The following is a 21,837-nucleotide window of genomic DNA, read 5'->3' on the forward strand; positions in this document are numbered from 1 at the left end:
GGAAGAAGGTCTCACATGTCTGTGCTCGCTACATGTCTCGGATATCCGCGGTTCGGCATCGTTCGAGAGCTGAAGAAGGCCCTCGAGAGCTACTGGTCGAAGGGCTCGTCGGCGGAGGATCTCCAGGCGACGGCCTCGGAGCTGCGCCGCCGGCACTGGTCGTCGATGAAGTCGCTGGGGATCGACCAGATCCCGAGCAACGATTTCTCGCTCTACGACCACGTGCTCGACATGGCGATCGCCGTCGGCGCGGTCCCGGCGCGATACCGCGCCATCTCCGATCCGCTCGCTCGTTATTTCGCGATGGCGCGCGGCCTCCAGGATCGCGCCGCGGACGTCGACGTCGCCGCCCTGGAAATGACGAAATGGTTCGACACGAACTATCACTACATCGTCCCCGAGCTCGAGCCCGGCCAGCGGTTCGAGCTCGATGCGGCGAAGATCGTGGGTGAGCTCGAGGAGGCGCGCTCGATCGGCGTCGAGACCCGCCCCATGGTGATCGGGCCGGTCACGTTCCTGCTCCTCTCGAAGCTCGCGCCGGGGTCGCCTGCCGGCGCAAGCACCCTGGATCACCTGGATCAGCTGCTCCCGGTCTACGAGGCGCTGCTCGGGGCGCTCGCGGACCGGGGCGTCGCGTGGGTCCAGGTCGATGAGCCTTGCCTCGTGCTCGACCTCGACGCGCGCTCTCGAGAGGCCTGCCGGCTGGCGTTCGCGCGGCTCGCGGCGTGCGCGAAGCGCCCTCGGATCCTCCTCGCGACGTACTTCGGCGCGCTGGGCGAGAACCTCGCGCTCGCCGCGGGATCCGGCGGTGACGCGCTCCACGTGGATCTCGTGCGCGCGCCGGAGCAGCTCGACGCCGCGCTCGCCGCGCTCCCGCCGTCGATGTCCCTTTCGGCGGGCGTGGTGGACGGCCGGAACATCTGGCGCACCGATCTCGACGCCGCGCACCGACTGATCCGGCGCGCGGTCGCGAAGCTCGGGCCGGAGAGGGTTCTCGTGGCGCCGTCGTGCTCGCTCTTGCACGTGCCCGCCGACCTGTCCGCCGAGAAGAAGCTGGACGCCGAGCTGCTCCGCTGGATGGCGTTCGCCGCGCAGAAGCTCGGCGAGCTGCGCGAGCTCGCCGACTCCGCCTCGACGGACTCGCCCAGCTCGGCGCTCTTCGACGAGACGCGGAGCGCGCTCGCCGCGCGGCGCGCCTCGAAGCGGACCAGGAACCCGGAGGTCCGCGCGCGGGTCTCCTCGGCGAACGACGAGATGCGGAGCCGGGCGTCGGCGTTCCCCGAACGAGCGAGGAAGCAGCGCGCGCGCTTCGACCTACCGGCGTTCCCCACGACGACGATCGGCTCCTTCCCCCAGACGGGCGACGTCCGCGGCGCCCGCGCCGCGCTGCGCGCGGGCCGGATGACGCCGGAGCAGTACGAGCGCTTCCTGAAGGAAGAGACGCGACGCTGCGTGGAGAAGCAGGAGGCGATCGGTCTCGACGTCCTCGTGCACGGTGAGTTCGAGCGGACCGACATGGTGGAGTACTTCGGCGAGCAGCTCGCCGGCTTCGCCTTCACCGAGAACGGGTGGGTCCAGAGCTATGGCTCCCGGTGCGTGAAGCCGCCCGTGCTCTTCGGCGACGTGTCACGCCCGTCCGCGATGACGGTCCCGTGGTCCACGTTTGCGCAATCGCTCACGGCGAAGCCGGTGAAGGGCATGCTCACGGGGCCCGTCACGATCCTCCAGTGGTCCTTCGTGCGCGACGATCAGCCCCGCAGCGAGACGTGCGCGCAGATCGCGCTCGCGCTCCGGGACGAGGTGGCCGATCTCGAGGCCGCCGGCATCGCCATGATCCAGGTGGACGAGCCGGCGATCCGCGAGGGGCTGCCGCTGCGCCGCGACGCATGGGGGGCCTACTTGCAGTGGGCCGTGGAGGCGTTCCGGCTCGCCACGAGCGGCGTCCGCGACGAGACCCAGATTCACACGCACATGTGCTACTCGGAGTTCGGCGACATCCTCGACGCCATCGCCGCCATGGACGCCGACGTGCTCTCCATCGAGACGTCGCGCTCCAGAATGGAGCTCCTCACCGACTTCGCGCGCTTCCGCTACCCGAACGAGATCGGCCCGGGCGTCTACGACATCCACTCGCCACGCGTGCCGACCCTCGACGAGATGGTCGACTTGCTCGAGCGCGCGGCGCGCGTGCTTCCTGGTCATCAGCTCTGGGTGAACCCCGACTGCGGGCTCAAGACCCGCGGCTGGCCAGAGGTCGAGTCGGCGCTCGTCAACATGGTGGAGGCGGCGCGGCTCGCTCGCCGGCGGCTCACCGGCGTGACGGCGTGACGGGCGCCGATGTGGATCCGTCTCGTTGCCCGCTGTGCGACGCGACGAATGCATGCGGGATGGCCGAGGGGGCGGCGACGTGCTGGTGCTTCGAGACATCGATCCCCGCCAGCGTGCTCGAGCGGGTCCCCGAGGAGGCGCGCGGCGTCGCGTGCGTGTGCAAGGCCTGCGCGACGGGGCGGCGGGATCCGGCCAAGATGCTCGAGCTGATCAACCGGCTGGTGCGAAGCCGGTCATGAACGCGCGCGGCCTCGAGGCGGCCCCTGAAGGTGAGGCGGAGGGAGGACGTCGTCCTCCCTCACGCTTTCGACGCGCGAGCTCGTCGAGCGTGCCGGCGTCCGAGGTCATCGAGCGCGAGAATCGCGGCCGCGGCCACGCGGAGCTGAGCGCTGCGGGAAGAACCGGCAGCGTTTCAACGCTCGCCGTCGACAATTGACCGGAGTTCCGGCACGCCGGACATACGCACTTTTAGGCGGCGTCCTTCGCCGCACTTCGGGCATTGCACGTCGTCCGGTATCATGAACGACGCGCCAAGTTGGACCAGGCTGACGAGCACCGTGGCAACTCCCAGAATCCCTATGATGAGATCCACGCAGGGTTGTGGAGAAGTGTCCCGCTCATCACAAGTCCAAGTATCGTCAGCAGCGACGACGCACCGACCGCCGATGATCGATAGCGTACGAGCATATGAACAGATCCTGTGCCGGGTCACTTGGGATCGACAACGATCTTAAGCTCCACGACCATGCTATTGATGATGTTCTCCGAATTCATCACAACAGCAACCCAGCTTCCCGCCGGGAGCTCGCCGGTATGAGAGTACGAGCGGATCTTTAGTCCTTCGAAGCTCGGTATGTGTCGAAATTCCTTCTTTGCCTTGAAGTTCTTAAGCTGGGCGGAATCCATGAGAAGAACGCGAAATCCTTTGTCGGTATTCTTGATGCCTTTCGCGGTAACCTGAACGGGCCTTGGCGATGGGAAGGAGAAACCCCTTGCCTGCCATCCATCAGCGTCGATTGCCATCTCCTCGTCAATTACCACTTGAGGTGTGCGAACGTTGACCCCAGCCTAATCGGCAAGCGACTCTGTTACTTGCTTCGTTTCGTTGCAACCCGAGGCAATCGCCGCGCTGAGGGCGAACGGGATGCAGGAAGTGAATAGGGTAGGTTTCATCGTGATCCCTCCAGGTGTGAGACGCTGCGACAAAGACCAGCGCCAGGAACGGACGTCAAGAGGGACCGACGTCGCGGACGTGCGCTTGCCCCCATCCTCGCGATGCCAGCAGCCGCTCGCAGCCGCCGCCCCCTACCGACCCGTCGAGTATTCGCCGCCGGAAAGCGTCGGCACGCCCCACTCCGGACGCGACGAGGGACCGGCCTCGTGGCTCGCAAGCGGGATCGCCTTGCACGAGCCAAGGGGATCGGGTTCGGGTCGGCGAGAGTGGCACCGAGGGCGCTTCGAGGAGAGAATTTGAGCTAGCTATCCGGAATGCGCCTAAACATCGTCGGAGAGGGCGGCCGGCTACGCCCGAGGGAGGCAGTAGTCCATGGCCGGGCCGTCAAGTGGATCACGGCGAAGCCGGCGGAGCAGATCGGGACGGGTTGGTACTCATCGGCAAGCAGGGATCCGGGAGGAGGGGCCGACCGCCACGGCCGTGACCGAGAGCGCTCCCCCTCACGATGAGGTGAATTGGCGTGACTGGTACCGCTCGCTCTCGGGATGGCTAACAAGCCGTCTGCGCAATAGTGCAGCAACTATCCTGGGCGTCATCACCGTTCGCGCGGAGGATGCGGAGTCCGGTAGTCAGCTCTGCGAACGCTTGACCGGAGCCGAAGCACCTTCCATCGTGCCGAGATAGTCACGCGCCGACATCGACGGCGCTGGGAGCGCAGCGACGTTCGGGGAGAGCTGGGCGATGGACGAGGGGGCGGGCAGCGCAGCGACGTTAGGCGCAGGGCGGAGAGCTGGCAGTTCCTGTGCTCCATGCGCCGCTGATATCTGCGATGGATCGCGCCATGTGGTTCTGATCTGCCTGTCCTTCGTCGCCTCGACCTTCGAGGAGAACGAGCGGATTAGTGCTCGCTGGATGTCTAGTGGCAAAACATTCCACTCGTCGACTATCTGTTGAACGTAGGCATGTGCGTGCTTTCGAGTCTCGACGGTATCGTTGCCTGCCGTTTCCTTGAACTCGGCTTCCTTCGCCTCGATCGCTGCAAGCGCGTCGTCGAGGCGATTCAGTTCCATCTTCACGTCGTCGACGGTGAAGAGACCCTTTGCGACAAATTCCACCACTCGCTGTCGCGACATCTTGATCTCGCGGCGCTGGGCGGCAAAGTCTGGCTTCTCGATCTGACGCGGCGGTCTCGTTAGCGAAGTGAGGAGCGAGCGAGCAAACGTCAAGAATTGCTCGCTTGCGGCGGCGTCCGCGTCCGGCTGGCGAACCCACGCGCTGAGCTTGCACCGGACGCCTTTCTCCTTCTGCTCCACATGGCCACGGCAGACGTAGTAGCCCACCTTGTGTCGCCCGTTGCGGTCCACCGGACGGGCAGCGACGCTACCGCCGCATTCCGCGCAACGGCAGAAGCCGCGAAGCAGGTGGTTGGCTGTCGCAGACGCGTCCTGGGGTTTCCTCCCGCGGCGCCGGCCTCTCAGCGCAAGCTGAGCGTTGTTGAATGTCTCATCGTCGATGATCGCCTCATGTGCAGAGATCCACTCGGCCGGAAGTTGCACGACGCCGCGCGTGGCGCTCGGCCGCACGCTGGTCTTTGCGACACGGCCCGTGTAGGTTCGGTTGCGCAGCGCGGTAAGAACCCAGGCGCGCCCGAACGCCTTGATGCTGCCGTACTCCTGGCGGAGCCGCTTGGCGGTCGCGAACACGCTATGGCCTTCGAGGCAGAGCGCGAACATGCGACGCACCACCGCGGCGTGCTCTGGAACCACGCGGAGGGGAAGCGGCGTCTTCGTCCCTTTGGGCTTCGGCTGGCGTTCGTAGCCGAACGGCGGATGCCCTTCGACGAAGTGCCCTTGTGCGCGCAGGTGCTTCCGCCCCCCTTCGGTCCGCTCCTTGATCCGACGGCGCTCCTGCTCCGCCCCGACCGCCCAGTTGGCGAGCGTGTCCTCTGCCATCGGCGAGCGCGAATCGAACCCCTTGTCAATGGCGACGAACACGGCGCCCTTGCGCATGATCTGCCGAACGTTTTTGACAATGAAGACCACGTCACGCCCGAAGCGGTCGATGTCCGTCACGACGACCATGTCGCCCCGGCGGACGTCCGCCAGGAGCGCGGCGACCTTCTTCCGGTTCACCTCGTTCTCCTCGCCGCCGCTCTCTACCTCCGGGAACAGGATCGGCGCCGGCAGCGAATGGAGCCGGCAGTAGTTGCCGATCCTCTCGGCCTGGGCGTCCAGGGAGACGCCTGCGATCTCCTGCTCCCTCGTGCTGACGCGCGGGTAGCCGAGCGTCCGCCGGATCGCGGCGTTGGGGGTTGCGTCTTTCATTTGTTTCACCTGTCCGAAAGGTTGATCATGCTCCAGCCCGCCCGGCTGAGCAAATCGCCGGTTTTGGCCGGAATTTCGGCCTCCTCTGCGTGTACTAAAAGTTCCGCTACTCTGGCGCGGCGGCGTCGGCGCCCTCCTCGGGAGCGCGGCGCCGTGGGTCTCGCCGCACGACGTGCTCGCGGAGCTGGTCGACGGGGAGGTGATCGTCCGCCGCAAGGAGAGCCGCTTTCCGGGGGACGAGGAGTTCATGTTCCGCCACGCGCTCCTGCGGGAGGGGGCCTACGAGATGCTCACCGAGACGGATCGCGTCCTCGGGCACCGGCTCGCGGCCGCCTTCCTGGAGGAGCGAGGCGCGAGCGATCCCGCGATGCTCGCCGAGCACCTCGAGCGCGGGCTGGACCTTCCGCGCGCCGGGAGCTTCTACCTGCGCGCCGCCGAGCAGGCGCTCCGGGGGAGCGATCCGGACGCGGCGATCGCGCGCGCCCGGCGAGGGCTCGAGTGCGGCGCACCGGACGCGGTGCACCTCAGCTTGCTCGGCGTGCTCTCGGAGGTCCACGCGTGGCGCAGCGAATGGGACCAGGCCTTCCTGTACCTCGACGAGGCGCAGCGCCTCCTGACGCCAGGGAGCATGCCCTGGGTGAGGACGGTGCCCGCGAAGATGACCGCGGACATCCACCTCGGCAGGCTCGACGAGCTCATGACGACGGTGCGCACGCTGCAGGCGGTCGAGCTCTCCCCGGAGGGGGTCGCCTCGGCGGCGTTCGCGCTCGCGGCCGGGAGCTACTACGCGGCGCAGCTGGGCGAGTTCAGGCTCGCCGACGCGCTGACCAGGCGGGTGCGCGAGGTGACCGAGCCGGTCGCGGAGCGGGACCCCGTCGCGCGCGGGTGGCTGCAGACCGCGCTGGCGTTCCACGAAGCGTGGAGGGACGGGGATCTGTGGACGGGCCTGTGCATGGCCGAGGCGGCGCGCGCGAGCTTCGTGCAGGCGGGGTACTGGCGCGGCTCGATCGTCGGGCAGGTGGCGATCGGGATGAACGCCCTGCTGCTCGGCGATCTCCGGCGGGCGGAGCGCGAGCTCGGCGAGACGATGCCCGCGGGGGAAGAGCTCGGGCCGGTCTCGTGGCTCCGGACGTTCCTGTGCATCGAGGTGCAGATCGATCTCGGCGCGCTCGACCGCGCGCGCGCCGAGACGGGGAGGATGCTGGGGGTGGGGCTCGAGCGGCGCACCCCGCTGCAGCAAGGGTTCGCGCGCTGGGCGCTCGCGAGCCTGCTCCGCCGCGAGGGAGACCTCGAGGCCGCGGAGCGCGAGGCGCTGGCCGCGATCGAGCTCCTCGCGTCGTTCCCGCTGGAGCAGGTGGGGGCGAAGGCGCTGCTGTCCTCGATCCTGCTCGCCGCGGGCCGCGCCGCGGACGCGCTCGCCACGGCGCGGGAGGCCGCGTCGGCCCACGAGCGCTGGAGCGCGCCGGGGTACAAGAGCACGCTGGCCGAGCTCGTCCACGCGGAGGCGCTTCACGCGGCGGGCGATCGGGAGCGCGCGTCCGCGGTCATCGCCGGCGCGCGCGAGCGGCTTCTCGCGCGGGCAGAGGCGCTGCCAGCGGCGCACCGCCCGAGCTTCCTCGACATCCCCGAGAACGCGCGCGTGCTCGATCTCTCCCGGCAGTGGCTGCGCGCCGCGAGCTGACGCGCCGCGGGCGCCAAGCATCGGCCGGCAGGCGGCCCGCTCCGCCGGACCGCCGCGCCCTGGCGCGCAGGCACGCCGGCGTATGGTAAAAATGTCCTGTGCCTTCCACGAACTCGGTGCGCTCCCCGCGGCTCCACCCCGTCTCAGCGGGCTTGCGGGCGCTGGCCGGCGCGTGCTGCGCCTGGGCGATGGGCTGCGCGGAGAGCGCGCCCTCCTCGACGGCGCCGGCGGCGCGGGTCGCCTCGACGGCGCGGGCGGCTCCGGCGCCCGCCGCGAGCGCCGCGCCTGCTGGCACGCCGCCGGCGTCTCCGCCGACAGCGGGGGCGCCATCTGGCGACGCGCCGGCGCGCGAGCGCTGGGTCGGTACGCTGGAGCTGACGAAGGGCTCGCAGCCCCTCATCGCCGGGAGGATGATGTCGAGCGAGGACGCCGAGCGCTGGCTCGGCCCCGAGTGGCGCGCGCTGACCGGGCAGCGCGTCCGCGTGCTGGCGGTGCTGCGGGACCACGTCTGCGAGCCGCACGCTCAATGCATGATCGGGGGGATCATCCCGCTGCTGGAGCAGGTCGCGTCCGTCGAGCTGTGCAGCGGCGCGGGCTCCTCCGGCGGCGCAGCGGTCGTCGATTGCGCGCCGTCGCCCGCCCAGAAGGAGCGCTGTCAGGACGAGTGCCGCACGTTGAGCGAGGACTGCGGTCGGCGCGCCGACGGCGACCGCGGAGGGCTGCGCCGCTGCGGGTGCGCCAAGGTCACGTGCGAGAACGGCTGCGAGGAGACCGGCGAGCCCGCCTTCACGTGCAGGTGACCGCTCCCTGCCGGCAAGGGCAGGGGGCCAAGGGGACAAAACGGCGAAGGCCGCCTGGCACCCGCCAGACGGCCTCCGCAAACGAGCCTTCGCTGCGCTGGATCAGGCGCCTTCGCGCGCGAGCACAGGCGCCGGCGCCGGCCTGGCCGGGGGCTCGCTCTCGACGGCATGCGCGCCGCCCTCGCCGAGCGAGTAGGCCTCTTCGCCGTGGAGGGCGACGTCGAGACCCTCGTCCTCGATCTCCTCGTCGACCCGGAAGCCCATCACCGCGCTGATGCCCTTCACGAGCACGAAGGTGACCACCGCCGCGTAAGCCGCCGCGACGGCGGCCGCGATCGCCTGCTCGGTGAGAAGCGCCGAGTTGCCCTTGATCAGGCCGTCCTGGCCGGCCGAATTCCACACCTTGGAGGCGAACACGCCGGTGAGCAGCGCGCCGAGCAGCCCGCCCACGCCGTGGATGCCGAACGCGTCCAGGCTGTCGTCATAACCCAGCTTGCCCTTCAGCATCACGGCGCCGTAACACACAGCGCCCGCCGCGAGCCCGATCGCGACAGACGCCATCGGGCCGACGAAGCCCGCCGCCGGGGTGATGGCGACGAGGCCCGCGACGAGCCCCGACGCCACGCCGAGGAGCGACGGCTTGCCGAAGCGCACGGCCTCGATCAGGGCCCACGCGAGCGCCGCGATCGCCGCGGCGATGTGCGTGTTCACGAACGCCACCGAGGCGAGCCCGTTCGCCGCGAGCGAGGAGCCGCCGTTGAAGCCGAACCAGCCGAACCACAGGAGTCCGGCGCCGAGCAGCGTCATGGTGAGGTTGTGCGGCACGATCTTGCGCGTCGGGTAACCCTTGCGCTTGCCGAGCATGATCGCCATCACCAGCGCGCTCGCGCCCGAGGCCAGGTGAACGACGGTGCCGCCGGCGAAGTCGAGCGCGCCGCGCGCAAGGAGCCACCCGCCCGGGTTCCAGACCCAGTGGCAGATCGGGCTGTAGACAAGGAGCGACCAGAGCAGCGTGAACACCACATACGACGAGAACTTGATGCGCTCCGCATAGGCGCCCGAGATCAGCGCCGGCGTGATGATGGCGAACATCATCTGGAACGCCATGAACAGGAGGTGAGGCACCGTCGTCCCGACGCGCGGCTCGGTGCCAACGTTGTTCAGGAACGCGTAGTCGAAGCCGCCAATGAACCCGCCCTTGGATTCGGCGAACGCCATCGAGTACCCGAGCGTCACCCACGCCAGGGTCACGATACCCATGGCGAAAAAGCTGTGCATGAATGTGCTGAGCGTGTTCTTCGTTCGGACCATGCCCCCGTAAAACAGGGCCAGCGCTGGCGTCATCAGCAGAACCATTGCCGACGAGACCAGGAGCCAGGTGGTGTCCGAGGCGTTGATTTCGTTCACTGGTGGCCTCCTCGACGGCGACACTAAGAGAACGCAGTTTTCCGGAATGTTTCGTCGGCATATACTTCGCGACAGCACGAAACATACCGCGACGACGCAGCGAGTCAGCGCGTGGGCGCCTCCGCGGTCAGCGCGCCGGGGGACTCGCTCCTACAGCGGGTCGATGGATTTGCAGTGAGACTATATCGCCGGTGGGGCCGAGGGGGCGTGAGACGGCGGGAGATGACGCGTTATCCGCGCCCGCTGGACTCGATGCTCTCGCGCACGCGATCGAGCGCGGCCCGCACCTCGGGATCGCGATCGAGCGCAGACGGCGGCGCCGGCAGTCGGAGCGACCAGTTCTGCGGCCCCACCGTCCCCGGGACGTTGATCCGGTCGCGCGTGGCGAGCACGTCCTGGAGGAGCAGCAGCACGAGCTCGCTCGTCGAGCCGAGGATCAGGTCGAGCAGCGCGCGGTGGGTCTCCTTCGTGAACTGCGGGCCGAGCTCCTGCCGGCGCGGCGCGAGCTGCGGCAGCTCGAGGACCCCTGCGCGCTCCCGGTCGTCCCGCGACTCCCACCACACCACCACGGAGTCGGTGTCGTGCGTCCCGAAGCAGGCCACCGAGAGCGCCGGATACTCCGCCGGATCGCGGAACACGACGTCGTTCTTCTCCCAGATCAGCACCTTGTAGCCAGGCACCCCGAGCTCCGAGAGCGACTCCCGGACCCACCCCGGCACCGCGCCGAGATCCTCCGCCACGAGCTGCGCCCCGGTCTCCGCCGCCCCCGCCAGCATCGCCCGCACGACCCGATCGCCGTGGTCGCGCTGCTCCGCCTCCTCCGCGGGATCGAAGGTCGCCCTGGGCCGCTCCCCCCCAGGGGGCGTCTGCCCTTGCTCCGGGAAGATGTACGTCCGGTAGAAGCCGACCAGGTGATCGATGCGGAACCGGTCGTAGAGCAGCCCCGTGTAGCGGCAGCGGCGCCTGAGCCACGCGAAGTCGTTCTCGCGCATCCGGGCCCAGAAATACGGCGGGAGCCCCCACCGCTGCCCCTCGGTGTCGAACTGGTCGGGCGGCGCGCCGACCGTCATGTCGTGCCGGAACTCGCCCTGGTGCGCCCACACGTCGGCGCTGTCGCGCGACACCATGAACGGGAGATCCCCCATGATCTCCACGCCCTTACCCCGGAGATCCGCGCGCGCCGCCTCCCACTGCGCGTGCGCGAGCCACTGGACGTACTCGTAATAGAGGATGTCCCGCGCGCGCTCGCGCCGCAGCGCCTCGAGCGCCTCCGGCCTGCGCTCGCGGATCGCCTCGGGCCAGTCCCACCACGCCCTGCCCTCGAAGGCGTCCTTGAACGCGCGGAACTGCGCGTAGTCGGGCAGCCAGTCCGACTGCCGCTTCACGAACTCGCCGAGCTCGGCCGCGCGCGGCGTCTGCTTCGCGTGGTGCTCGCGCTCGAACACGTCGAAGGCGAAGCGGAGCGCCCGACCCTTCACGCGGCGCACGAGATCGTAGTCGACGCGCGCGCTGCTCCGCGCGCGATCGAGTGCCCCGAGGTCGTCGCCGAGCGCCTCGCCGAGGCGCTCGGCCGGGAGCTCGGGCACGGCGGACAGCGAGATGAACATCGGATCGATCCCGAACGCGGAGAGCGCCATGTACGGCGACGTCTCGCCCCCCGACACCTCGCCGAGCGGCAAGAGCTGCACGAGGCGCAGGCCAGCGGCGCGCATCCACGCGGCGAACTCGGGGAGATCGCCGATCTCGCCGATGCCCCACGAGCGATCGCTGCGCAGGGAGAAGAGCGGCACCGTGACGCCGGCGATGCGGCGGCGCGCGGCGGAACGGGGACCGGAAGGGGACGGTGAGCTCTGGGACTGATTTTCAGCAGAGGGGGAAGACATGGGCGTTTTTCGCTTGGCTCCAGGCGTTCGGGGGCGAAGTCTATCCCGGGTCGCGCCGCCCTGGATGCTCCTTCTTCGACCGTGCGGTAGCGCCGCCGCGCCGCCGTCGAGGCCGTCGAGACCGCGGCCGCTGCCGAGCTCGCGAGGAGGGCCGCGACGTCGCGCGCGGCGCGGGGGCGGGCCCGCCGTGCGGCCGGGGGGCGGGCGATCCCGGGGGCGGCGACCGAAAAATCAAGCCGCGCGCGCTTGTGTCTCGACAGCGGCGCCGATCTCGCGAATAGGGCGGCTTCACAGGTTTTTCAGATGACCAGACGCATATGGCCCGGCACGCCCACCCCACTCGGCGCCGTCTTTGACGGCGAGGGGGTCAACTTCACGCTCTTCTCCCAGTCCGCCACCAAGGTCGAGCTCTGCCTCTTCGAGGCCGTCGACGACGTCGTGGAGCGCGAGCGCATCGAGCTCCCCGAGCGGACGGCCCACGTCTTCCATGGCTACGTGCCGGGGCTCAAGCCCGGCCAGCTCTATGGCTACCGGGTGCACGGGCCCTACGACCCGCGCTCCGGGCAGCGCTTCAACCCGGCGAAGCTCCTCGTCGATCCCTACGCGTACGCGCTCTCCAGCGAGCCGAACTGGAAGGCGCCGCTCTTCGCCTACGACCGCGGGGGGCACCCCGAGCGCGGCGAGGGCGGCCCTGGCCGGCCCAAGGAGGCGGGCCGGGACGGCGCGGCGCCCGAGAAGGGCGAGGGCGGGCGCGGCGGCAAGACGGCGAGCGATCGCCGCGCCGCCGAGGCGCGCGGGAAGGACTCCACGCCGCCGCCCCCGCCGGCCCCGCTCGACGACCTGGAGATCTGCCACCGCGACAGCGCCTGGGGCGCGCCGAAGTCCGTCGTCGTCGACCACCGCTTCGCGTGGGACGGCGACCGGCCGCCGGCGACGCGCTGGCAGGACACGATCATCTACGAGGTCCACGTCAAGGGCTTCACCCAGCGGCACCCGGGCATCCCGAAGGAGCTGCGCGGCACCTACGCCGGGCTCGCCTCCGAGGCGGCGATCGCCCACTTCAAGAAGCTCGGCGTGACGGCGATCGAGCTGCTCCCCGTGCACGAGATGGCGAGCGAGCGCGAGATCTGGGAGCGCGGCCTCGTCAACTACTGGGGTTACAACACGCTCGCGTACCTCGCGCCCGCGGGCCGCTACTCGTCGAGCGGGCGGCTCGGCCAGCAGGTGACCGAGTTCAAGGCGATGGTGAAGGCGCTCCACGCCGCCGGCATCGAGGTGATCCTCGACGTCGTGTACAACCACACGGCGGAGGGGAATCACCTCGGCCCGACGCTCTCCCTGAAGGGGATCGACAACTGGACCTACTACCGGCTCGTGCCGCACAACCCGCGCTACTACATGGACTTCACGGGCTGCGGGAACACGGTGAACACGCGCCATTACCAGACGCTCCAGCTGGTGATGGACAGCCTGCGGTACTGGGTGACCGAGATGCACGTCGACGGCTTCCGCTTCGATCTCGCGTCGGCCCTCGCCCGCGGTCACCATGACTTCGACCGCCTGAGCTCGTTCTTCGACATCATCCATCAGGATCCCGTCCTCTCGCGCACGAAGCTCATCTCCGAGCCGTGGGACGTGGGCGAGGGCGGCTATCAGGTCGGCAACTTTCCGGTCCTCTGGACGGAGTGGAACGATCGTTACCGCGACTCGGTGCGCCGCTTCTGGAAGGGGGATCTGCTGGCGGCCGACCTCGGTTATCGGCTCACCGGGTCGAGCGATCTGTACGCGTCCAGCGGGCGCCGCCCTTACGCGAGCATCAACTTCGTGACGGCGCACGACGGCTTCACGCTGAACGATCTCGTCTCGTACAACGAGAAGCACAACGAGGCGAACGGCGAGGGCAACCGGGACGGTACGAACAACAACCACAGCTACAACCACGGCGTCGAGGGCCCCTCCTGCGACCCCGCGGTCGTCGAGCTGCGCGAGCGCCAGAAGCGCAACCTCCTCGCGACGCTCCTCCTCTCGCAGGGCGTGCCGATGATCAACGCCGGCGACGAGATCGGAAAGACGCAGCTCGGCAACAACAACGCCTACTGCCAGGACAACGAGCTCTCCTGGCACGACTGGGACCTCGACGAGCGGCGGAAGCAGCTCTTCGAGTTCACCTGCCGCCTCATCGCCCTGCGCCGCAGCCAGCCCGTGCTGCGCCGGCGGATGTTCTTCTCGGGCGGTTACGTGCACGGGAGCGGGCTCAAGGACATCGTGTGGTTCCGCCCCGACGGCGCCGAGATGACGCCGGAGGACTGGACCCACCCGAACGCCCGGGCGGTCGGCTACCTGCTCGGGGGCGACGCCCTCTCGGCGCTCGGTCCGCGCGCCGAGCCGATCTCCGGCGACACGCTGCTCGTGCTCATCAACGCGAACCACTCGCCGCTGGAGTTCGTGCTGCCCGCGATCGAGTTCGGCGAGCGGTGGGAGGTGCTCATCGACACCCGCACCGCCGGGGAGCCGGCGCGCACGGTGCCCGCGAGGGCAGGGGGAGAGCGCTACCTGCTCGTCGACCGGTCCGTGGCGGTGCTGCGGCTCCTGGAGCGCAAGGAGAAGAAGAAGGTCAAGCGGGTGAAGGCGCAGCGGGCGTAGTCGTCCCGACGCGCGCTCTCTCTCTCGGACGGCGATGGGTTGATGTCGCCCGTGAAGCGCTGTTCGAACCCGTTCTCGCCACGCGAACCCATGCCGCGCGACCGGTGTCGTGCGGTGCAACCGATGTCGTGTCGCGGCCCGGACGCGCACATCGGCGGCGGACCGGGGTGCATGAAGGGGCGCTGCTGCTTCGGCGCGGCGCGCGGCGTCCGGTAGCCATCACCCTCGGCGCCAACCATCAACAAGTACAGCACCGCTGCGCCTCGCCACGCTGCCGCGTGGGCCTTCACGTGCACGTGCGCGAGGAGGGCGGGGGTTCGCCGTTCAAAGGCATCCGCATTCGCGATACGCTGAGATCATGTCGTCGCCTCTCTCCTCAGGTCGTTGTCCCATGGACGCATCGACCGGTCCGGGGAACGGCGGCGGCACGAAGATCACCGGCGTGTTGCAGCCGCCCTCCCTGGGTCGACCGCCGGATTCCTCGGCGAGAGACGCCGCGCGCGACGCCACCACGCTGGGCGGACAGCCTGGGCCGCTCGGTCTTCCTCCTCCGAGCGGCGCAAGGCGGGACGAGGCGCGCTGCGCGCTCCTTCCGGGCCGCGTCGTGGCCGGGCGGTACCGGCTCGTGCACCCGCTCGGCCAGGGCGCGATGGGCGAGGTGTGGTGCGCGCACGACAGCGTCCGGCGCTTCGATGTCGCGCTCAAGTTCCTCGTGCTCCCGCGCCAGAACCTGGCCATCGACGCGATGGAGCGCTTCCGCTTCGAGGCGCAGGTCGCGGCCCAGCTCGGGCGGAAGACCGATTTCATCGTCACGGTGCACGACGCCGGTGAGGATTCCGAGGCGGGCCCGTACCTCGTCATGGAGTACGTGCGCGGCCGGTCCCTCCGGCAGCTGATCCACGAGCGAGGGCCGGTGCCCGCGCCCGAGCTGGCCGCGCTCCTCCGTCAGATCGGAGAGGCCCTCTCGGTGGCGCACGGCCTCGGGATCGTGCACCGCGACATCAAGCCGTCGAACATCCTGCTCCGCGAGGGGCGCGACGGGCGCCTGCGCGCCAAGGTCGCCGACTTCGGGATCGCCAAGTGGATCCGCCAGGATCTGGCGGCCGATTTCCCCCGCCAGACCGCGGAGGGCGTGGTGCTGGGCACGCCGGGCTACCTCAGCCCGGAGCACACGTGCGACGGGCACGCGGACCCGCAGCTCGACATGTGGGCCCTCGCGGTGGTCGCGCACGTGGCGCTCACCGGCGAGCAGCCGTTCGCCGGCCGCACCATCGCCGATGTGCTCGCCTCCATCCTGGGGAGCGCGCGCCCCCCGCTGTCGACGCTGTGCCCCGGCGCGCCGCCGGAGCTGGAGACGTGGTTCGCGCGCGCCTTCGCGCTGGATCCGGGGGAGCGGTTCCCCTCGATCGAGCCGATGATCTCCGCCTTCGTGGCCGCGGTCGGCCCTTCGGCTGCGCCGATCGCGCCGGCGCCCGCCGCGCCGGCGCGGCGGACCGGGTTGCACCTCGCGGCGGCTGGCCTCGTCGTGGCGCTCGGGCTGGGGCTCCTGCTCACCACCGCGCTGTCCTCGCAGCGCCTGGAGGCCACCGCCGAGCTGCGGGTGATGAGCGGCGAGGTGCTCTCCGCCGCCCGCGGCGCTCTCGTGGCGCAGGCGCCCGCGGCGCCCCAGGCGGGCGCGACCTCGACGGTTCCCGCGGCCGGGCCCGCGACGGCGCCGCCCCCCGTCCCGCAGCCTCCGGAGCCCGCGCCGCTGCCAGCCGCGGCGCGCCCCGCCCCGACGCCTCCGGCGTCCACGCTGCCGTCAGCCGCGGCGCGCGCCGTCTCGACGCCTCCGGCGCCCGCGCTGCGGCCAGCCGCGGCGCGCACCGTTCGTGCGCCCGGCGCGCCGGCGAGCACAGGCAAAGCGCCCGCGCGAAAGCGAGACGCTGGCACACAGAAGAGCGCGATCTTCTGAGCGTCGATGCGCGCAACAGATCGTTTGCCACGCGAGTCCAGCGGCCAGGGCCCCTGAAGGAAGCCTTTGCCCGCGGCTCCTGGGGGGCGAGGCGCGGTATAGTCCGCGCCGGATATGAGCCTCCCGTCGCGTCCTCCCGAAGCCATCCTGCGCGCCGATGGGGATCCCGACGACCGCGGCGCCCCTGGGGCGTCGCGGGGCCTCGAGAGCGACGGCGAGGAGCAAGAGCGGGCCCAGGCGCGGATCGCCGGCGAGCAGCGCCTCCTGGAGATGCTCGCCCGCGGCGAACCGACGTCCGCCATCCTCGAGGGCGTCGTCCGTCTCGTGGAAGGCACCGAGAGCGGCCTGCATGCCTCGATCCTCCTGCTCGACGAGGACGGGCGGACATTGCGGCACGCCGCGGCGGTGACCTTGCCGCGGAGCTACACCGAGGCCATCGACGGCGCCGCGATCGGCCCCGAAGCGTTCTCGTGCGGCACGGCGGTGTGGCGGCGGGAGCGGGTGGTCATCGCCGACATCGAGGCGGATCCGCTCGGGGCTCTCTTCCGGGCGCAGGCGCTGGCTCACGGCCTTCGCGCCTGCTGGTCGGTGCCCATGCTGTCGTCCGACGGCCGGGCGCTCGGCGCGTTCGGCATCTACGCGACGGAGCCGCGGACGCCGACGACGGCCGACCTCGAGCTGCTCGAGCGGTGCGCGCACGTGACGAGCATCGCGATCGAGCGCAGCCAGGCGGAGGAGGCGCTCCGGCGCAGCGAGGCCTACCGCGCCGAGGCAGAGCGCCTCAGCCGCACCGGGAGCTTCGGTTATGACATCGAGACCCGGGAGTTCACGCTGTCCGACGGCGCCTGCGAGATCGTCGGCTTCCCCCGGAAGCCCCGACCCACGCTGGCGCAGCTGGCCAGCCGCATCCACCCGGGCGACCGCGAGCGGGTCGCGGACATCGTGCGGCAGGCGCTGCGCGACGGCGCCACGTTCGACCACGAGCACCGCCTCGTCATGGACGACGGGTCGGTGAAGCTGGTCCGCGTCCTCGGCGGGACGCGCGTCGCCGCCTCCGGAAGGATCGAGCTCGTCGGCGCCGCGACGGACATCACGGCGAGCAGGCGCGCGGCCGACGAGCTGCAGCAAGCGCAGGCGGCCCTCATGCACGTCACGCGCGTCACGACCCTCGGGGAGCTCGCGGCCTCCATCGCCCACGAGGTGAACCAGCCGCTCGCGGCGATCGTCGCGGACGCGAACGCCGCGCTGAACTGGCTCGCGGCCGATCCGCCCGACCTCGGGAACGTGCGCGCGTCGCTCAACGCGATCGTCGGCGACGGCGAGCGCGCAGGCCAGGTGCTCCTGCGGATCCGCTCGCTGCTGTCACGATCGGCGCCCCATCACCGCCTGTGCAACCTCAACGACGTCATCCGCGGGGTAGTCCCGCTCGTGGCCCCGGAGCTCGGGCGTCACGGCATCTCCGTCCGGCAGGCGCTGCTCCACGATCTGCCGCACGTGCCGGGAGATCCCGTGCTGCTACAGCAGGTGGTCCTGAACCTGCTGCTCAACGCGGGCGAGGCCTCGAAGGACGTGCCGCCGGCGCGGCGCCGCGTGGTGGTAAGCTCGCTCGTCGAGCGGCGATCGAGCGGGTCCTTCGTGCACGTCGCGGTCGAGGACGCCGGCGTCGGGTTCGGCGGCGGGAACGACAGGGCGCGCCTGTTCGACGCGTTCTACACCACCAAGGAGAACGGCCTCGGCATGGGCCTGTCGATCAGCCGCTCGATCATCGAGCGTCACGGCGGCAAGCTGTGGGCGAGCGAAAACGAGACATTCGGGGTGACGTTCCAGTTCGCGATCGAGGTGGCGCCGTGATCGCGGAGGCGTCCGTGGTCTCGAGCTCCTCACCGAGACGTTCCGCGCCGAGGAGCTGATTCGCGCGATCCGTGAGGCGCTCGCCTGGCGGAGGGCGGTCCGCGCCCGCCGCGCCGCCCGCGCGAGCCAAGCAACGGGGCCTGACCTCGACACCCGACCTTGGTCGGGTTCTCTGCGCCGGCCGTGTCGCAGTACATCGTCCGCTCCGAGGACCAATGTCAAGGAGCCGTGCCATGAATGCAATCTCCAGCGCCGTCACCGTGCCCAACCAGTTTGTCGAGTCGAGCGGCCGGAAAATCGCCTATCGCTCCGTGGGAATGGGAAAGCCGATCGTGCTGTGCACGCGCTTCCGCGGCAACATGGATGTCTGGGATCCCGCCTTCCTCGACGCCCTGGCGGCCCACGGCTTCCGGGTGATCACGTTCGATTACAGCGGCCTCGGCCTCTCGACGGGCGAGAGGAGCTACGCCCCTCCCTCGCTCGCCAGGGACGCGATGGACCTGATCGAGGCGCTGGACTTGAAGGACGTGGTGATCGGCGGCTGGTCGCTCGGCGGGCTGGCTGCCCAGGTCGCGGTGGCCATGTTTCCGGAGCGGCTCAGCCACGCTGTCCTGATCGGCACCTCGCCGCCCGGCCCGAACGTCAAGCCCGCAGAGCAGCTGTTCTACGACACGGCGGTGCTTGCTTCGTACGGCCTGGACGAGGAGATCATCCTGTTCTTCGAGCCGCGGTCCCAGGCGAGTCGGGAGGCCGCGCGGCGCTCGGTCGATCGCATCGCGCAGCGAACGCAGGATCGCAGCGTCCCCGTCCCCGTCGACTGGGCCGCTGCCTACCTCGGCGACAGGCCGCACAGCCCGCTCTTCCCCGCCGATGCCGTGCTGGAGGCCTTGAAGGTCACCCACCTGCCGATCCTGCATGTCGGCGGGGATCACGACATCATCTTTCCGGTCGAGAACTGGTACGCGCTCAACCAGCAGCTGCCGACGGTGCAGCTCTTGACCTACCCGCGGGCCGGCCACGGGCCTCACCACGAGCACCCGGAAGCCACGGCCCAGCACATCGCGGCCTTCGTGCGCAGCACGTCGTGACCGACGCCCGCGGAGAGCGCCGCGGCGCCCGCGCGTCGATCTCCGCCGGGTCCTCCGGCGCGCCGTGATCGTCCGGCCGACCCGTCATCCGGCGGGCGCGCGGCCCGGGGTCGACGGCGTCGACCGCGGCCGAGCGAAGAGGCGGAAGAACGTGCGAGCCAGCCGCCTGTCGCCCTGGAGCTCGACCGGCGCGTCGGCGAGCTTCTGGTCCCCGAAGACGACCGCCCGCAGCGTGGCTGGGTCGGTCGCGATCACGGCGTCCGGCGTGCGCGGAGCGCCCCGCGCGAGGGTGATGGTCGCGCGATCGACCTCGATCGAGAACCGCTCTTCGCCGAGCCGGAGCTCGTAGGTCGCGCGGAGGTCAGCCGCCTCGCCCGCGACGAACGTCGCCTCGAGCGCGATCAGCAGCGCATCGACGCTCAGGGCGCCCGCGGGCCGGACGGGCGAGCGCGCGCCCCAGCGGCCGAGCTGCACGAGCAGCGGATGGAGCTCGCGGCCCCAGTCCGTGAGCTCGTAGGTCGGCGCGCCGACCTTGTGCCGCCGCACGACGCCGCCGCCCTCGAGCTCGCGGAGCCGCTGCGACAGCACGTTGGGGCTCGCGCCGGCGAGGCCGTCGCGGAGGTCCGTGAACCGCTTCGGGCCGAGCAGGAGCTCACGCACGATGAGGAGCGCCCACCGCTCGCCGACGAGATCGAGCGCTCGCGCGATGCCGCAGGGATCCCCGTAGCTTCTCAGACCGGTCATGGCGGCCACATCCTACCGCACTTACGCAGCACTTGCGAAAGAGGACAAAATGGTCCTAAAATAGGACTAACGCAGAAGCGGACATCAGGAGGAACAGCATGCGCAAGCTCACCGTCTTCAACCAGATCTCGCTGGACGGTTATTTCTCGGACGGCCACGGCGACATGAGCTGGGCACACAAAGCGGACGCGGAGTGGGGCGCGTTCGCTGCGGAGAACGCGCGCGGCGGGGGCGAGCTCGTCTTCGGCCGCGTCACCTACGAGCTCATGGCGAGCTTCTGGCCCACCCCCGCGGCGCTGGAGCGGGCTCCCGCCGTCGCCGAGCGGATGAACAGCCTGCCGAAGGTCGTCTTCTCGAGGACCCTCGACAGGGCGTCGTGGAACAACACGCGGCTCATCAAGGGCGATCTCGCGGAGGAGGTGCGCAAGCTGAAGGCGGAGCCCGGGCCGAACATGGTAATTATGGGGAGCGGCAGCATCGTCGCCCAGCTGACCGACGCGCGTCTGATCGACGAGTACCAGCTCGTGGTGAACGGGATCGTCCTCGGCAGCGGAAGGACGCTGTTCGAGGGGGTCAAGGAGCGGGCGAACCTCCGGCTGACGAAGACGCGCAGCTTCAGCAACGGGAACGTCGTGCTCTGGTACGAAGCGACGGCGTGACAGGGCCTGACGGAGGCGCGCTGCGCCGGCGGGCTGGCTGCGGTCTCCGGGATCCACGTCGAGGCGAGGACATCGTCGCTCGGATCCGTCTGACGGACCGACCTCAGCGCTACCGAGGGTTTCTCGGCACCCGGAACAACGTCACCGTATGCTGGAAGAACGCCGGCGCCGCGACCACCCTCCGGGCCGGATCGAGCCCGAGGTCGTTGATGGCGGTGAGGCCGTCGTCCCTGAAATCACGCACCAGGGTCGAGCTCGTCGGCGTGACCCAGTAGATGGCCGGAGGCGCGTTCACCGAGACGAGGTATCCCTCGCCGTATCGCTCGATGCCGTCCAGCTTTGCCTCGAGCGTCCCGAACCGCGTGAGGTCCTTGCTCTCGAGATCGAGCATCCAGACCTTGCCCAGCGAGGCGGGATCCCTGAAGGTGCCGAGCGTGACGATGGCCAGCTTGTCGCCGTCCACGAGCAGGCCGTTTGGAACGTTGAGGAGCGGGGACCAGAAGAACGGAGCGCATCGAGCGTCCTTGCAGCGCCACACGGTGCGGGTGAAGCTGTCGCTTATATAGACTGTGCCATCCTCGGCGAGCGCGAGATCGTTGAGGAAGATCGCGCCGAGCGCCGGGATCCTGCGCACGTCCTTGGTGGCGAGATCGATGATCAAGAGCTCATCCATGTCGGAGGTGTAAAGCTTGCCCTGCGCGACGCGGATGCCCTTGGGCGCGTTCATCCCCGAGAGCCATTTTGCCTCGACGATGTTGCCGCACCGGTCGAGCTTGCTGATCCAGCCGCGACCGTCCTTGAACCTGGGCCTCTCGAGCATCTCGTCAGGGACGCCGGCCATGTTGGCGACGTACCACGCGTCCGTCCCCTCGTCCCAATAGGCGCTCTCCGGCGCCTCGAAGCCGGCGTCCAGGCCGCCCACCGTTCGCGGGAAGCGCAGGCAACCGTCGCCGGAGGCATCGCCGTGCGAGAGCGGGGTAGCGGCGGGCGGATCCTCCGCGCGGACAGGCGGATCGTCGGCGGAGCAGGCAGGGAGCGCGAGCAGCGACAGGAGCGCGATCGCGGCGAGCGGAGAACGGTTCGCGGGCATGGGTGCCTCCTCGCGGCGGCGCATCGTCGCGAACACTCGCGGCGATCGCGCCATCACAATGCCCGCCAGGGTAGGCGACGCGACATCAACTCACCTGTCAGGATGGACCGCAATCCAGTCTACGGAGCGCCGCTGTGGCGTCAGCCTTCGTCGAGGGTGGAGTCGCCGCCGTTCGTTGCGCCCTGGATACCGCACGTGGCGTCGGACCAGC

At 70.0% G+C, this 21,837-nt stretch carries 15 protein-coding genes; 9 read left to right on the forward strand and 6 right to left on the reverse strand.

Annotation, left to right across the window (positions count from 1 at the left end; all coding sequences use genetic code 11):
• Positions 1-15: 15 nt before the first annotated feature.
• Both metE and WME97_RS12950 read left to right on the forward strand, forming a co-directional pair.
• A complete protein-coding gene (metE, locus tag WME97_RS12945) occupies positions 16-2,328 on the forward strand; it encodes a 5-methyltetrahydropteroyltriglutamate--homocysteine S-methyltransferase (protein ID WP_437552207.1) in 2,313 nt (770 codons plus the stop codon).
• Entirely contained in the window at positions 2,325-2,567 is a 243-nt protein-coding gene (locus tag WME97_RS12950) for a cysteine-rich CWC family protein (RefSeq protein WP_437552208.1), read from the forward strand. The genes metE and WME97_RS12950 overlap by 4 nt, the downstream gene beginning before the upstream one ends.
• A gap of 469 nt (positions 2,568-3,036) precedes the next feature.
• On the opposite strand, the gene WME97_RS12955 is transcribed toward WME97_RS12950, so the two are convergent.
• The gene (locus tag WME97_RS12955; RefSeq protein ID WP_437552209.1) at positions 3,037-3,369 is read right to left on the reverse strand and encodes a hypothetical protein; all 333 of its coding nucleotides are present in this window, start codon (positions 3,367-3,369) and stop codon (positions 3,037-3,039) included.
• A gap of 762 nt (positions 3,370-4,131) precedes the next feature.
• Entirely contained in the window at positions 4,132-5,826 is a 1,695-nt protein-coding gene (locus WME97_RS12960; protein WP_437552210.1) for a recombinase family protein, read from the reverse strand.
• Positions 5,827-5,998: 172 nt separating this feature from the next.
• Between WME97_RS12960 and WME97_RS12965 the strand changes: the two genes are divergently transcribed.
• A complete protein-coding gene (locus WME97_RS12965; RefSeq protein WP_437552211.1) occupies positions 5,999-7,507 on the forward strand; it encodes a hypothetical protein in 1,509 nt (502 codons plus the stop codon).
• A gap of 98 nt (positions 7,508-7,605) precedes the next feature.
• Positions 7,606-8,307, forward strand: a complete 702-nt coding sequence (locus WME97_RS12970; protein WP_437552212.1) for a hypothetical protein — start codon at positions 7,606-7,608, stop codon at positions 8,305-8,307.
• A gap of 102 nt (positions 8,308-8,409) precedes the next feature.
• Here the strand turns inward: WME97_RS12970 and WME97_RS12975 are convergent, their stop codons facing one another.
• Positions 8,410-9,714: an ammonium transporter gene (locus WME97_RS12975; protein ID WP_437555378.1), complete on the reverse strand. Its 1,305-nt coding sequence runs from the start codon at positions 9,712-9,714 to the stop codon at positions 8,410-8,412.
• A gap of 230 nt (positions 9,715-9,944) precedes the next feature.
• Positions 9,945-11,597 carry a 4-alpha-glucanotransferase gene (locus WME97_RS12980; protein WP_437552213.1) on the reverse strand — a complete coding sequence of 551 codons (1,653 nt, stop codon included), beginning with the start codon at positions 11,595-11,597 and terminating at the stop codon, positions 9,945-9,947.
• A 303-nt stretch (positions 11,598-11,900) separates the two neighbouring features.
• On the opposite strand from WME97_RS12980, the gene glgX reads away from it, so the two are divergent.
• From glgX to WME97_RS13000, 4 genes are all read left to right on the forward strand, one after another.
• The gene (glgX, locus tag WME97_RS12985; protein ID WP_437552214.1) at positions 11,901-14,240 is read left to right on the forward strand and encodes a glycogen debranching protein GlgX; all 2,340 of its coding nucleotides are present in this window, start codon (positions 11,901-11,903) and stop codon (positions 14,238-14,240) included.
• 391 nt (positions 14,241-14,631) lie between these two features.
• Positions 14,632-16,194: a serine/threonine-protein kinase gene (locus WME97_RS12990; protein ID WP_437552215.1), complete on the forward strand. Its 1,563-nt coding sequence runs from the start codon at positions 14,632-14,634 to the stop codon at positions 16,192-16,194.
• A gap of 114 nt (positions 16,195-16,308) precedes the next feature.
• Complete coding sequence (locus WME97_RS12995) at positions 16,309-18,045, forward strand: GAF domain-containing protein (protein WP_437552216.1); 1,737 nt, start codon at positions 16,309-16,311, stop codon at positions 18,043-18,045.
• Positions 18,046-18,278: 233 nt separating this feature from the next.
• The gene (locus tag WME97_RS13000) at positions 18,279-19,133 is read left to right on the forward strand and encodes an alpha/beta fold hydrolase (protein WP_437552217.1); all 855 of its coding nucleotides are present in this window, start codon (positions 18,279-18,281) and stop codon (positions 19,131-19,133) included.
• A gap of 84 nt (positions 19,134-19,217) precedes the next feature.
• Here the strand turns inward: WME97_RS13000 and WME97_RS13005 are convergent, their stop codons facing one another.
• Positions 19,218-19,877 (reverse strand): winged helix-turn-helix transcriptional regulator, encoded by a 660-nt coding sequence (locus tag WME97_RS13005; protein ID WP_437552218.1) that lies wholly within the window; start codon positions 19,875-19,877, stop codon positions 19,218-19,220.
• A gap of 98 nt (positions 19,878-19,975) precedes the next feature.
• Between WME97_RS13005 and WME97_RS13010 the strand changes: the two genes are divergently transcribed.
• Complete coding sequence (locus WME97_RS13010; protein ID WP_437552219.1) at positions 19,976-20,536, forward strand: dihydrofolate reductase family protein; 561 nt, start codon at positions 19,976-19,978, stop codon at positions 20,534-20,536.
• Positions 20,537-20,645: 109 nt separating this feature from the next.
• Here WME97_RS13010 and WME97_RS13015 read toward each other — a convergent pair whose 3' ends face one another.
• On the reverse strand, positions 20,646-21,626 hold the full coding sequence (locus WME97_RS13015) for a hypothetical protein (RefSeq protein WP_437552220.1): 981 nt from the start codon (positions 21,624-21,626) through the stop codon (positions 20,646-20,648).
• Between the last annotated feature and the right edge of the window lie 211 nt (positions 21,627-21,837).

It is taken from the genome of Sorangium sp. So ce367, assembly GCF_051520455.1.
Lineage (GTDB): Bacteria > Myxococcota_A > Polyangia > Polyangiales > Polyangiaceae > Sorangium > Sorangium cellulosum_B.